Annotated in this window: 12 protein-coding genes; 7 read left to right on the top strand and 5 right to left on the bottom strand. The window is 67.7% G+C overall.

The features are described from left to right. Nucleotides 1-2: 2 nt before the first annotated feature. Nucleotides 3-791 (bottom strand): DUF2182 domain-containing protein, encoded by a 789-nt coding sequence (locus BDI24065_RS05760; RefSeq protein ID WP_175030399.1) that lies wholly within the window; start codon nt 789-791, stop codon nt 3-5. Nucleotides 792-814: 23 nt separating this feature from the next. Further along, nucleotides 815-1,417 carry a DUF1326 domain-containing protein gene (locus BDI24065_RS05765; protein WP_174958406.1) on the bottom strand — a complete coding sequence of 201 codons (603 nt, stop codon included), beginning with the start codon at nt 1,415-1,417 and terminating at the stop codon, nt 815-817. 346 nt (nt 1,418-1,763) lie between these two features. Here BDI24065_RS05765 and BDI24065_RS05770 point away from each other — a divergent pair, with 346 nt between their 5' ends. Beyond that, a complete protein-coding gene (locus BDI24065_RS05770) occupies nt 1,764-2,168 on the top strand; it encodes a lysozyme inhibitor LprI family protein (RefSeq protein WP_174948616.1) in 405 nt (134 codons plus the stop codon). A 105-nt stretch (nt 2,169-2,273) separates the two neighbouring features. Here BDI24065_RS05770 and BDI24065_RS05775 read toward each other — a convergent pair whose 3' ends face one another. Beyond that, nucleotides 2,274-2,921, bottom strand: a complete 648-nt coding sequence (locus BDI24065_RS05775; RefSeq protein WP_006483707.1) for a response regulator — start codon at nt 2,919-2,921, stop codon at nt 2,274-2,276. Continuing rightward, nucleotides 2,918-5,005, bottom strand: a complete 2,088-nt coding sequence (locus BDI24065_RS05780) for a PAS domain S-box protein (RefSeq protein WP_175030400.1) — start codon at nt 5,003-5,005, stop codon at nt 2,918-2,920. Before BDI24065_RS05780 ends, BDI24065_RS05775 begins: the two co-directional genes overlap by 4 nt. Nucleotides 5,006-5,329: 324 nt before the next feature. Between BDI24065_RS05780 and BDI24065_RS05785 the strand changes: the two genes are divergently transcribed. The 5 genes from BDI24065_RS05785 (at nt 5,330) to BDI24065_RS05805 (ending at nt 10,881) form a co-directional block, all read left to right on the top strand. After that, nucleotides 5,330-5,800 (top strand): universal stress protein, encoded by a 471-nt coding sequence (locus BDI24065_RS05785; RefSeq protein WP_175030401.1) that lies wholly within the window; start codon nt 5,330-5,332, stop codon nt 5,798-5,800. 392 nt (nt 5,801-6,192) lie between these two features. Further along, the gene (locus BDI24065_RS05790; RefSeq protein WP_175030402.1) at nt 6,193-6,699 is read left to right on the top strand and encodes a cupin domain-containing protein; all 507 of its coding nucleotides are present in this window, start codon (nt 6,193-6,195) and stop codon (nt 6,697-6,699) included. Nucleotides 6,700-6,884: 185 nt separating this feature from the next. Next, on the top strand, nt 6,885-7,910 hold the full coding sequence (locus tag BDI24065_RS05795; protein ID WP_175030403.1) for a DedA family protein/thiosulfate sulfurtransferase GlpE: 1,026 nt from the start codon (nt 6,885-6,887) through the stop codon (nt 7,908-7,910). Nucleotides 7,911-8,353: 443 nt separating this feature from the next. Beyond that, nucleotides 8,354-9,736, top strand: coding sequence for an amino acid permease (locus BDI24065_RS05800; RefSeq protein WP_175030404.1), 1,383 nt, complete (start codon nt 8,354-8,356; stop codon nt 9,734-9,736). A 209-nt stretch (nt 9,737-9,945) separates the two neighbouring features. Further along, the gene (locus BDI24065_RS05805) at nt 9,946-10,881 is read left to right on the top strand and encodes a universal stress protein (protein WP_175030405.1); all 936 of its coding nucleotides are present in this window, start codon (nt 9,946-9,948) and stop codon (nt 10,879-10,881) included. A 549-nt stretch (nt 10,882-11,430) separates the two neighbouring features. Here BDI24065_RS05805 and BDI24065_RS05810 read toward each other — a convergent pair. Continuing rightward, a complete protein-coding gene (locus tag BDI24065_RS05810) occupies nt 11,431-11,865 on the bottom strand; it encodes a hypothetical protein (RefSeq protein WP_175030406.1) in 435 nt (144 codons plus the stop codon). Nucleotides 11,866-12,422: 557 nt separating this feature from the next. Between BDI24065_RS05810 and BDI24065_RS05815 the strand changes: the two genes are divergently transcribed. Next, nucleotides 12,423-12,677, top strand: a complete 255-nt coding sequence (locus BDI24065_RS05815; RefSeq protein ID WP_175030407.1) for a DUF3562 domain-containing protein — start codon at nt 12,423-12,425, stop codon at nt 12,675-12,677. Nucleotides 12,678-12,920: the final 243 nt, after the last annotated feature.

Below are 12,920 nucleotides of genomic sequence, written 5' to 3' on the forward strand. Positions count from 1 at the left end.
CCTCACACGTGGCTGGCGACGATCAGCACGGCCGCGCCGAACAATGCGGCGCCGAGCGGCGCGGTGAGCGCCTGCCCCCACGACGCATTCTTCTCGAGGGCCATCAACGCGGCGAGCGACAGCATCCAGCCGAGGCTGCCGGCGCCGACGACGAACATCAGCAGCATCAGCGCCCAGCAGCAGCCGACACAGAAGAGCCCGTGGCTGACGCCGAGCGCAAACGCGTGACGCATCGGCGTGCGGCCACGCCAGCGGCTGATCACGAAACTGAAGGGCGTGCGGCAGCGGTCGAGACAGTGCGTCTTCAGCCCGCTGAACTGGAACGCGCCGGCGAGCGCGAAGACGGCCGCGCCGATCAGCCAGCCGCGCCACGCGAGCGCCGGCACGTGCGCGACACCGGTCAGCAGCAGCCCGTGCAGGCCGTGCGCGACGAGGCCGAAGCCGCTCCACGTGGCGACGTAGCCGACGCCGACGAGCGCCAGCAGGCGCGTCTGGTCGGGGCGGCTCGCGACGACGCGGGCGAACGCATCGAACAGCGACAGCGTCGTCGGCAGCATCATCGCGAGGATCATCAGCGTCCAGCCGGCCGCGTCGAATGCGGCCGGCAGCCACAGCGTGCCGCCCGGCAGCGAGCGGCAAAGCGCGCTGAACGGCGAGGGCAGTGCGCTGTCGCCGTGGTCGAGGTACCGCCCGTACGGACTGCGCGTCCACGCCCACAGGGTGAGCCACGCGAACGCGACGAGACTCGCGAGCACGAGCGGAAACACGCGCCGATGCAGTGACGCAGCCATGACCGTTGGCGTGCGATCGCGCGTCACGCGTCGAACAGGAACGTGCTCTGCAGCGCGTTGTGATTCTTCAGATCGACGTCGATGCCGATCGCCGCATTCTTCGACCGGTAGACGGGCGCCTTGCCGACGAACACCGGTGCGCCGGGCACCGTCGAGAACACGGTGTCGGTGAGCGTCGTCTGCGCGCCGCTCGGGCCGAGGTACGGCTCGAGTTCCGCGTGGTAGTCGGTGCCGATCGACAGCGTGCCGCGTGCCCCTTCGACGTTGAACGTGATGGGGGCGCGTTCGATCGACACGACCTTGCCGATCAGTTTCGCAAGATCGGCGATCGGGCCGCCTGCCTGGCCCGTGTAGACCTTGAGCAGCGCCTGCTCCTGCGCCTCGGACGCCGTGTCGCTGAGATAGATCGCAGCTGTCCAGTTGCCTTGCAGGATGTTGCCCGGCACGCGGCACACGGCGGCGATCGTGTTGCCGCTCACGTCGACGCCGTCGACGGCGCCCTTATCGACGTGCCACGCGACGATCGTGTCGCAGACGCCGAAATCCGGATCCTCGCCGATCCAGCACGGACAGAGTACGCGACAGTTGCAGACCTCGAGCAGACGGCCTTCAAGGTGATAGCTCATGATTCCCTCCAGGGAGCGACGGCGATTGCACGTTGGGCTGGGGGGAGGAAGCTGACTGACGAATCGTCACCCCGCTCGGCGATGCGAACGCGAAATGCGCAGAGGAATGCGCGGAAGCGGAGACGGGATGGATGCGATAGCGCGGGCCTGAAGCGGCGTATCGATTTTCCAGTGTAGGTGTGCGGGGGCGATATGCAAACCGTTGCATGCTGCGACGCCGGCTGACAAGCCGGCGCGCGTGCGCTAGCATCGCGATCGGTGTCGCCGCACGACGGCGGCCGATGCGCGACCGCGCGGCAAGCCCGGCACCGGGTTCCACGACTTCAACGAACAACAAGGAGCAACCATGCGTGTCTTGACCGGTCTGCTGTGCTCGCTCGCGCTGGCAGCGAACGTCGCCCATGCGCAGGCGAATTGTGCGGACGCGACGGATCAGGCGGCGATGACGGCATGTGCCGACCGCGCGTACAAGAAATCCGACGGCGAACTGAACCGGACCTACCAGGCTGTCACCGCGCGTCTGCGCGATGCGCGGCCGCTTGCCGACAAACTCGTGAATGCACAGCGCGCGTGGATCGCGTACCGCGATGCCGAGTGCAACTTCTCCAGCGCGAACGCCGAGGGCGGCAGCGCGTATCCGATGGTCGTGTCGACCTGCCTCGACGATCTGACGAAAGCGCGCACCGAAACGCTGAAGGGCTATCTGTCGTGCGAGGAAGGCGATCTCGCGTGCCCGGTGCCGGCCAAGTAAAGATCCCGTGTGCGAGCCTGGCCAGCCGCACGCAGTGCGACCGGCAGGGCCCGCCATTCGCCGCCGGACGTCGTCCGTTACACGTCGTCCGTTACACGTCGTCCGTTACACGTCGTCCGTTTCGTCGAGCAGCTTGTGCCGCATCGCGTAACGCACCAGCGCCGCTTCGTGCGGCATCTGCATCTTTTCCAGGATCCGCGTCTTGTACGTGCTGACCGTCTTCGCGCTCACGCACAGCGCGTTCGCGATCTCGGTCAGCGTCTGGCCGGCGGCGATTCGCCGGAACACGTCGAATTCGCGGTCGGACAGCCGCTGGTGCGGCAGCGTCTCGGCCGGCTCGTTCAGGCTCTGCGCGAACTGCTCGGCCATCGCGAGGCTCACGTAGACGCCGCCCGATGCCACCTTCGTGACCGCGCCGACCAGCTCGGCGCTCGCGCTTTCCTTCGTCAGATATCCCGACGCGCCGGCGCGGAACGCGCGCACCGCGTATTGCTGCTCCGCGTGCATGGTCAGCACGAGGACGCGCAGCGCGGGTTTCTCGTCCTTGATCTGCTTGATCAGTTCGACGCCGTTGCGGCCCGGCATCGACAGGTCGAGCACTAGCACCTGCGCGGGCGTGGCGCGCACGAGCGCGATCGTCGACGGGCCGTCGCAGGCTTCGCCGGCCACCTCGAATCCGGTGGCGTTCTGGAGGATGTGCCGCAGACCGTCGCGTACAAGCGTATGGTCGTCGGCGATGAGCACCTTGATCATGTGATGAGCGTTTCCTGTTGGACGGTACTGAGCGGGAAGGCGACAGTGATCGAAAAACCGCGCGCGAGCGCGGTGTCGATCGTGACGGTGCCGCCCAGCATGTGAGCGCGTTCGCGAATGCCGATCAGGCCGAACGATTTGTCTTCGTGGGCCGGGCCGCCAGGCGCCGAGCCGCGGCCGTTGTCCGCGACGCGCAATACGCAGAAGCCTTCCTCGACGTCGAGCCGCAGCGCGACGCGCGTCGCATCCGCGTGGCGTGCGACGTTCGTCAGCGCTTCCTGGACGATCCGGAACAACGTGGTCGCGCCCGCGCTGGTGAACGTGAGGCCGCCCGTTTCGATGTGCCGCTCGACATCGATCCCGTAGCGGTTCGTGAAATCGTTCGCGAGCCATTCGATCGCGGGCACGAGGCCGAGATCGTCGAGCATCACGGGCCGCAGGTCGGCTGCGATGCGCCGCACCGACGCGACCGTCGCGTCGATCAGCCGCCGCATGCCCTGCAGGTGCGACTGCACGTCTTCGTCGGGTTGCGTGCGGCCGGGCACGCGCAGTTGCTGCTCGACCACCGACAGATCCATCTTCAATGCGGTGAGCTGCTGGCCGAGGTCGTCGTGCAGTTCACGCGCGATGCGGGTCTTTTCCTCTTCGCGCACGTTCTGCAGGTTCGCCGACAGTTCGCGCAATTCCTCGCGCGACAGCTTCAGCGCGTTCTCCGCGCGCTGCCGCTCGGTGATGTCGCGCAGCATCACCGTATAGAGCTTGCCCGACGCGTCGCGGATCTGCGAGATCGAGGCCTCGATCGGGAATTCCTCGCCGTTGGCGCGCAGCCCGAACAGCACCCGCTGGCGGCCCATCTGCCGCTCGGAGACGCCCGTCACGCCGAACTGGTCGACGTGCTTCGCATGCGCGGCGCGGAACCGCTCGGGGATGAAACGCGACAACGGCGCACCGATCGCCTCCATCGCGGACACGCCGAACACCTGCTCGGCCATCGGATTGAAGATCACGACCGTCTGCTTTTCGTCGATCGTGATGATCGCTTCCATCGACGAACGGATGATGCCCATCATCCGCGCCTCGTTGAGGATGCCGCGGCTGCTCGCGCCGGAATCGGCGGCGGAGCGGCCGCGCAGCAGCGCATGGATCAGCACTGCGAACGCGATCGACGCGATCAGCCCCGCCGCGAGCACCGTGCCGGCCGCGCGTTGCGCGCCGGTGGCGCTCGGGCGGCCGTCTGCCGAATACGCGAGCGTCAGCACGGTGCCGCCGAAATTCAGCTCGTCGGTGCGGCGCATCAGGTCGGGCGATGCCGACGCCTCGTCGGTCGTCGTTTCGACGCTGACGATTGCGCGCCGGTCGCCGCCGGCGGTGATCCACACGTCGATCCCGCGTTCCGCGTCGAGCGCGCGCTCGATCAGGCGCCGCGGGCTCAATGCCGCGAACAGCACGCCGTCGGCGCGGGCTTCGCGCATGCCGGTTGCCGACGCAACCGGCAGGAACAGCGTGAAGGTGCGGGCGTCGCGGGACGTGTCGTCGTCGGCCGGGTGGACGCCGAGCGCGATGTCGCCGGTCTGCAGCGCGCGCGTGAGCGGTGCCGCGTCGGACGCGCCGAAACGCACGACGGGCGAACTCGACGCCGGCGCACTGAGCGCGGCGGTCGCGAGCGTGCCGGCCGGCATCGGCTTCGCGCCGGCGAGGGCGGTGCGCGTCGCGGGCGGCAGCGGCGCATAGCCGATCTGGCGAACCGGCGAGCGGCCGCTGTCGAGATCGAGCGTGTCCGCGTACCGGCGCCATTGCTCGGGCGTCATGCCCGGGACGAGGCTGAACGCGCCGCGCGCGCCTTCGAGCACGGCCACGCCGGATTGCAGCTCGTGGCGGAGCATCGCGGTCACGTGCGCCGTGCGGCGTTCGAAACGCGTATGGACGGCGCCTTGCCATTGCTCGCGCACGAGCAGCGCGACGCCGAGCGACAGCGCCGCGCCGGCGCACAGCGCAACGACGCCGGCCGCGAGCGGCTGGCGTAACATGATCTGGAGGCGCGTGGGCCCTCGGGCGTCACGCGTCGGGGTTCCACTTGCGGTCATTCGATAGTCATTACTGTTGTCGGGGGCCGCCCCGTGGCACCGGGAGCAGCGCAGCAAAACCGGGCAAAACTCGCACCGGCTGCACGCAACGTCTATTTTCAAGATGAAATTGTGCGCGATTTACACGCTTTTTGTAATGGGGTCACTAGAAATTGCGGCAATCGGCGCGAAGCAGCGGGCGCACCGGCCGCGCTTGACGCGCATCAACGAGCGCGTCGGCACGTGGGGCAGACTGTTCGGCAGGCCATCCGGCACCGGGCTGGAGGGCGATAACGGGCCGCCGTCGCGCAACGCGCGATGCGTGCCCGGTCGGAGGGACGGACCATGTACAAGCGGATTTTCGTCGGGCTCGACGGTAGCCCGAGCGCGCGTCTCGCGCTGAACGAGGCGATCCGGATCGCGGCGGCGTCCGGCGGCGAAGTCACCTGCGCGTATGTCGTCGAGCACCGGCCGCAGCTCGTCGACGTCGATGCCGGCTTCGCGGCCGCGCGCGATGACGATGCGGCCGCGACCGATGCCGTGACGCCGGTGCTCGACGATGCGAAAGCGGTGCTCGCGCAGGGGCATGTGCACGGCACCGTGCGCGCGCTCGACGCCTACGGCGAGGACGTCGCCACGGTGCTGATGCGCACGGCGGCCGAAGCCGACGCCGACCTGATCGTGATGGGCACGAGCGGGCGGCACGGCCTGCGCCGGCTGCTGCTCGGCAGCGTTGCCGAATCGCTGCTGCGCGCGGCCGACCGGCCCGTGCTGCTGGTGCGGCACAGCGAGCCCGGCGCGTCGGCTGCTGCGTGACGCACGCGGCACGGCGCCGGCATTGACGCACGGGCGGCCGCCGGCGGCGACCGTCACGCGCATAGGCCGGATGACGGCCTGAGGCCATGGAAACGCGGCGCGCCGGTCGACGCTCGGCGTGCGAGCGCGGCTGTCGCACCCTTTCGCTTCCGGTTCCTATCGACCGCGCGAGGGCGGCACGCCCGATGCCCCTTCAGGGGAGCAATCGCGCGCCCGCGGTTGCATCCCGACACGCAGTTCTGGCAGCATCGACCGGTGTCCCCTTGTTCGCCGCGCGCATGGCCGCGGCGATCGACGCATCAGCATCCGGCGGCATGCGGTCGCGTTCGCGATGAGCGAAGCGGGGCCGTGCGCCGGGTGCCCGGTTCCTGACCTTACCGACGTCATCCGCCATGCCGATTTCCGCTACCGACCTGATTCGCCAGTTCGACCTGCAGCCGCATCCCGAAGGCGGCTATTTCCGCGAAACCTACCGCGCGACCGATGCGGTCGTGCGTCCGGCCGACGGCGCGCCACGCGCTGCGTCGACGGCGATCTACTACCTGTTGTGCGACGGCGCGTATTCGTCGTGGCACCGGATCCGTTCCGACGAGGTCTGGCATTTCTACGCGGGCGACCCGATCGAAGTGTGGGTGCTCGACGAGCGGGACGGGCTGACGATCCATCGGCTCGGCAACCCGCTCACGCATCCGGGCACCGTGTTCCAGGCAGTCGTGCGGGCAGGGAGCTGGTTCGGCGCGCGCTGCGCGTTGGCGGAGCATGTCGCGCTCGTCGGCTGCACGGTGGCGCCGGGGTTCGAGTTCGCGGAATTCGAGCTGGCCGACGCGGCCGCGCTGGCCGCCGCGTTTCCAGACTACGCGGAGCACGTCACGACGCTCGCGCAGCGCACGGACATATGACTGTCACGGCGGCGCAATCATTGGCGTGAAGCCTGTGCCGACGGCGTGCGTTCCGCGCGATCGCGGCCAAACCCGTTTAGAATGCCGTGATGCATCGAGTCGGCTGCGGACGTGCCGCGGCGGCCGTTGCCCAGCCGTACCGACGGCCCCCGTCGCGCGGCTGCATGCCTTCCAGGAGCGCCGCCGTGTGGCACTTTCCCATCGCTATTCCATCGTCGCTCGGCCCATGGGCCGTGTTCGCGAGCGTGTTGATCACGCAGCTCGGCGTGCCGGTGCCGGCCGTGCCGATGCTGATTCTCGGCGGCACGATGGCGGCAATGGGGCAGGCGTCCTGGGTCAGCATGTTCGCGGCGGCGATCGGCGCGACGATGCTGGCCGATTCGCTGTGGTTCTTCATGGGCCGCACGCGCGGCCGGCGCCTGCTGAACGGCCTCGTGCGCTTCTCGCTGTCGCTCGACACGACGCTGCGTTTCGCACGTAACGTATTCGAAAGATACGGTGCGCCGCTGCTCGTGCTGTCCAAGTTCCTGCCGGGCCTCGGCCTCGTGTCGGCGCCGCTGCTCGGCACGACCGCGATCGGCGTCGGCGTGTTCCTGTTCTGGGATCTGGCCGGCGCATCGCTGTGGGCCGCGTTCTGGCTGATCGGCGGCGCGGCAATTCACGACCAGATCGTCCAGTTCGTGCTGTGGGTGCGCGCGAGCGGCGGCACGATCCTCGATGCGTTCCTCGCGATCTTCATCACGTTCCTGCTGTACCGCTGGGTGCGTCGCGTGCAGTTCCGCCGCTATCTCGCACAGGTGCGCATCTCGCCGCCGCAACTCGTCGAGATGATGACGTCGGACGAACCGCCGCTGATCTTCGACGCGCGGCCGAAAGCGATCCGCGAGCGCGAACCGTACCGGATCGCCGGCGCGGTGCCGGTCGATCTCGATTCGCCGGACCTGCTTGACCCGGAAATGCTGAAGCGACCGATCGTCGTCTATTGCGTGTGCCCGAACGAAGCCACCGCGAAGCGCCTGATCGCGAAGATGCAGCGCAAGAAGATGATCCACAACATCCGCGCGCTGAAGGGCGGCCTCGATGCGTGGGAGAAGCACGGCTATCCGGTCGAGCCGATGCCTGCCGATCTCGATGCATCGCGTTATTTCGTGCGCCCGGAGCACGGTGCGATCGAAGGCGAATATACGGTGCGGGCGACGCTGTCGAAATAAATCCGCGCGCAAGCGTCGCGCGCATCCGAATTCCACCACCGGTTTCACGCCCCGCGATTTTTACTAAAATCGACTGGCGCGAAACCGCTGATCCTCCATATAATCCCGCCTGCATATTGCGTGCACCTGATCGTGCACATTCGACGCGTGTTCGTTCGCGCCGAAAGCGATTGATCCCGTTGCCGTCCATTACGCGCACAGCCGCGTCACACGGGCCGCACGGGCATATTCCGTGAAAGGCCCGATCCGTTTTCCGGATTGTTCCGGAACATACGGATAATCCGCGGCGATTCCCATCGGATTGACGCAGTATCCGTGTCGTTTCTAATTTAGAAAACGACAGCGGAGATTATTTCGTTTTCGGCATGCCGGGATCGGCATGAACGGTCGCGCATTGATATCGACAATGACGGCGGCCCGTTCGCGGCTGCCAGGAGACGGACTTGAAACAACCAGAAGACCAGTTGCACCGCGGGCTGGAAGAGCGGCACATCAACCTGATGGCGCTCGGCGCGACGATCGGCGTCGGCCTGTTCCTCGGCTCGGCCACCGCGATCCGCGTCGCCGGCCCGGCCATCCTGCTGACCTACCTGCTGGGCGGCATCGCGATTTTCCTGATCATGCGCGCGCTCGGCGAGATGGCGATCGCCAATCCCGTCGCCGGCGCGTTCAGCCGCTACGCACGCGACTACCTCGGCCCGCTCGCCGGCTACCTGACCGGCTGGACTTACTGGTTCGTGTGGATCGTCACCTGCATGGCGGAAATCACGGCGGTCGGCGTCTACATGCACATGTGGTTCCCCGGCGTGCCGAACTGGATCTGGGCGCTCGCGGCGCTCATGGCGATGGGCTCGGTGAACTTCATCGCGGTCAAGCTGTACGGTGAATTCGAGTTCTGGTTCGCGTTGATCAAGATCGTCACGATCGTGCTGATGATCATCGGCGGCGGGTTGATGATCGCGTTCGGCATCGGCAACGGCGGTGTCGCGATCGGCCTGTCGAACCTGTGGGCGCACGGCGGCTTCATGCCGAACGGCATCAACGGCGTGATCGCCGCGTTGCCGATCGTGATGTTCGCGTATCTCGGCGTCGAGATGCTCGGCCTCACGGCAGGCGAAGCGCGCAACCCGGAGAAGTCGCTGACGAAGGCCGTGAACTCGGTGTTCTGGCGCGTGCTGATTTTCTACATCGGCGCGCTGTTCGTGATCATGTCGCTGTATCCGTGGGACCAGATCGGCACGCAGGGCAGCCCGTTCGTGATGACGTTCTCGCGGCTTGGCATCCCGGCCGCCGCCGGCATCATCAACTTCGTCGTGCTGACCGCGGCGCTGTCGTCGTGCAACAGTGGCCTGTTCAGCACCGCGCGCATGCTCTACAACCTCGCGCAGCAGGGCCAGGCACCGAGCAAGCTCGGCAAGGTCAATCGCAACGGCGTGCCGGTGTACGGCGTGATCGTGTCGGTCGCGCTGCTGCTGATCGGCGTGCTGCTCAACTATCTCGCGCCGCAGCACGTGTTCACGTGGCTCACGTCGGTGTCGACGTTCGGTGCGATCTGGACGTGGTGCGTGATCCTGATCGCGCAGATGCGCTTTCGCCGCACGCTGTCGGCCGACAAGATCGCGCGCCTGCCGATCCGCGTGCCGTTCTATCCGCTCGGTTCGTTCGTCGCGCTCGGTTTTCTCGTGCTGGTCGTCGTGCTGATGGCGTTCACGCCCGACACGCGCGTCGCGCTCGTGATCGGCCCGGTATGGATCGTGCTGCTCGGCGTCACGTATGCGCTGTTCTACGCGAACCGCCCGGCGGCATCGGTGCCGACGAAGTCGTAAGCGGCACGGGCAGGGGCCCGCGCGATCCTTGATCGCGATCATGCACGCGCGGGCCGGACGACCTATGCTGAACGAATCGATTGTCCGCGCTTCGCGTGGCAACCCGTCGATCCCTGCGACCACGGCGGCCATCCGGCCGCCGTGCGCCGCTTCCGCGCGAAGCTCCCGTCGTCGTTCCGCGACGACGCGCACGCACGGAGGCCTTCGCCATGCAGCCTGCCCAGCCCATCCCGACGCTTGCGCGGATCGCGCTGGCCGTCGATCCGACGCCCGAATCGCTATCCGCCGCGCGCTACGCGCGCACGCTGCTGCGTCCCGGCATGCGATTGCGCATCGTCTGCGCCATCGACAACCCGCGCCTCGTATTGCCCGACATCCCGCGCATCGACGCGCTGCTGACGTCCGCGCGCGAGGATCTGATGCGCGAAGCGCAAATCATCAACGAACGGATCGCGGCGCTGTTCGCCGACAGCGGCATCGAGGTCGAGCAGGCCATCATCGATACGTCGGTGACGGGCGGCTCGGTGGCCGATGCACTGGTGAGCGATACGTCGGCATGGCGCGCGGACGTGCTGGTGGTCGGCGCGAATCCGCATCACGGGCTGCTGCGGCTCGTCGAAGGCGCGATGTCGGACACGCTGACGACACGCGCGCGCTGCGCGCTGCTGATCGTGCCGGCCGCCTACGTGCGGCCGTCGGACGGCGACCTGCAGCGGCTGATGTTCGCGGTCGACGGCAGCGAACCGTCAGTGCACGCGGTGCGCGTCGGGCTCGGCTTCGCGGCGCCGACGACGTTGCTGTACGCGGCCTACGTGATCGATCGCGCGGTTCGTCTGACGGATATCGTGCCGGTGCGCGCGCTCGAGGATGCCTATCGCGCGGAGGGCGAGGATGCGCTCGCGAAGATCGGCCCGCTGTTCCATGCAACCGGGAATCCGAGCAAGCGCAGTGTCGTCGAAACCCGCCCGACCAGCGATGACGTGGCCCATGCGCTGATGCGCGACGCCGTGCACTGGCGCGCCGAACTGCTGGTGGTCGGCACGCATGGCCGGCGCGGCATCGCTGCCTGGCTGATCGGCAGCGTCGCGCGCCGCGTCGCGCATCTCGCGCAGGTGCCGGTGCTGCTCGTGCGCGGTACCGAATAAATCGCGCGGTGTCGCGGTCGAAGCAGGCTTGGGTTGACCTGCATCAGAAACGGCGCACATCGCGCGTGAGACATTGAAGGAACATCCGGCAACGCGCCGGTCTGTCGTGCATGTCCCGCGCAGTTGCGCAGCCACGCGAGCATCGAAGGCTGCGATCGACGGTGCATTCACAGCCGTCACATCGATTTCCGGAGCCGCGGCGTGCGATGCACGGCGCGTCATCCGACCGAGAACTCTCTGGCACGAGGGTAGGCAGCCACGGTTGCCTTGGAGGACGGGCGGGGTGCAAGTCACCCCGTCCGCTTTCCGCGTTCGTGTTTTGGTTGGCCCCGTCTGGATTGCTTTCCCCGCCGGAATCGTCGTCATTGCGGCCGTGTCGAACGGCGCGTCATGATGCGTGTTGGCGCGCGGTGGCGCCGATGCGGATCGGTGATGGTCGCGGCATGCGCGCCGTGGCCGTACCGGTACGGCGTGCGGCAGGCGTTGCCGACGTTGCGAGATGGGCAGCTGTTGCACGGCCCCCGTGCCGTACAACGGCTGCCTGCACGCTCAGGTGAAGCGCAGCATCGACCGCAAGTCGTGCCGTCGGCCCGCGCCGCGCCGCACCCGCGGGCGCTGGCGCCCGACATGCAGCGGCGCGCACGCGCTGCACGTGCGGTTGCGCAGGCGGTTCGCATGCGGCCAGCCGGGGCGCGCCTTGCGACGTGGCTCGGCAACGGCCGGCGCGTCGGGTGCAGCCCGCGCGCAGAGTGCCGCGGCGAACCGTTGCAGCGCGAGAACCGAACCCGCGACGCTCTGGTATTTTTCGCGGCCGATCTGCCCGTCGAGCGTGACGAGCAACCCGGCTTCGCGTGCGAGCGCAAGCAAGGTGTCGATATTGTCGGACGGACGGTTGCCGGCCGGCACGGCCTGGGTGGGCAGGGTGCGCGTGTTGCCCGACGCGCGCCGCTGGCCGTCCCGGCCCGGTAAGTTGCGATGTGCCATGGTTGGTCTCCTGCGCCAGGCCCAGCATGCCGGCTCGACGGCCGGCTGAGCGATGACCCGTATGAACGTTACGTCCATGTCACCAGTATCGTGTCGCGCCCGGGCGCTGCCAAGCAGCGCGCGCTGAAGTCGCTGTCAGGTATTGCGCGGCGCGTATCGGAATCCGCTGACACGGAGGGCGGCCGATCGGCCGTCCCGGCGACGATCCGGCCGGTTCGTTCCGACGAATGGGCAGCGCGTGGAGGAGGTCGCTTGACGCATGATTTCGGCCGGTCTAACTTGGCCACTGCATCGGCGTCGGGCAGCGTTCGATCGTTTGCCCGTGTCAGCCGGTGCCGCGCCTCGGGGTGGCGTGGCAGGGCTTCCAGTCTCGTTCGCGGGCAGTTTGCGCCGCGAATCTTGCGCGGCCGGTTCGGGGACGGATCGGCACGGCGGCACGCAACGTGTCGTTGATCGCGCGCAAACACGCGCCGGCGCATCGCACGCCGCGCTGCCGTTCAGTCTATAAGCTTCCGGTAACTTCTTCTTTTCGTTCCTCGACCGTCAGGAGTCCGTCGATGTCCAAGGACAATTTGCTCGATTCACTCAAGGAAGCCGCCAAACAGCGCGCGATCGGTTCGGATCAGTTGCGTGCGATGCTCGACGACGAAGTGCGCGTATTGTCGTCCGATGCGCGGGTGCACGATTACATCCACGTGTTCGCGATCCGGCATCTGCGCGACCGGATGCGCCAGCAGGACGATCTCGATGACGACTCGCGGGCCGATGCGCCGGCCGCGGCAGCCGATTCGCGTCCAAGTCATCGCCTGTAACGGACGAGCGCCACGGCCGATGCCGCGGACGTGACGCAATCCGTCGCCGGGCCAGGGCCGGATCCTGATCGACATCCATGCTTGAGTCGACAGCGAACCGGCCTGTTCCATGTCCCTTTCGATCTCCGTGCCGACGGTCGCCGGTACCGTTGTCGCGTCCGGCGACGCGCACGGCCAGCCTGACGATTCCCTGACAACCGGCCTTGCGTTTTGTCATACGTTTCACTGAATTGTCACAGCGGC

Origin of the sequence: Burkholderia lata (assembly GCF_902499025.1) — a bacterium.
In the GTDB taxonomy this organism is placed as follows: domain Bacteria; phylum Pseudomonadota; class Gammaproteobacteria; order Burkholderiales; family Burkholderiaceae; genus Burkholderia; species Burkholderia lata_C.

Excerpts from the sequence above, each read along its gene's own strand:
- BDI24065_RS05760 (WP_175030399.1), bottom strand. The coding sequence starts at position 791 with ATGGCTGCGTCACTGCATCGGCGCGTGTTTCCGCTCGTGCTCGCGAGT.
- BDI24065_RS05765 (WP_174958406.1), bottom strand. The coding sequence starts at position 1,417 with ATGAGCTATCACCTTGAAGGCCGTCTGCTCGAGGTCTGCAACTGTCGC.
- BDI24065_RS05770 (WP_174948616.1), top strand. The coding sequence starts at position 1,764 with ATGCGTGTCTTGACCGGTCTGCTGTGCTCGCTCGCGCTGGCAGCGAAC.
- BDI24065_RS05775 (WP_006483707.1), bottom strand. The coding sequence starts at position 2,921 with ATGATCAAGGTGCTCATCGCCGACGACCATACGCTTGTACGCGACGGT.
- BDI24065_RS05780 (WP_175030400.1), bottom strand. The coding sequence starts at position 5,005 with ATGACCGCAAGTGGAACCCCGACGCGTGACGCCCGAGGGCCCACGCGC.
- BDI24065_RS05785 (WP_175030401.1), top strand. The coding sequence starts at position 5,330 with ATGTACAAGCGGATTTTCGTCGGGCTCGACGGTAGCCCGAGCGCGCGT.
- BDI24065_RS05790 (WP_175030402.1), top strand. The coding sequence starts at position 6,193 with ATGCCGATTTCCGCTACCGACCTGATTCGCCAGTTCGACCTGCAGCCG.
- BDI24065_RS05805 (WP_175030405.1), top strand. The coding sequence starts at position 9,946 with ATGCAGCCTGCCCAGCCCATCCCGACGCTTGCGCGGATCGCGCTGGCC.
- BDI24065_RS05810 (WP_175030406.1), bottom strand. The coding sequence starts at position 11,865 with ATGGCACATCGCAACTTACCGGGCCGGGACGGCCAGCGGCGCGCGTCG.
- BDI24065_RS05815 (WP_175030407.1), top strand. The coding sequence starts at position 12,423 with ATGTCCAAGGACAATTTGCTCGATTCACTCAAGGAAGCCGCCAAACAG.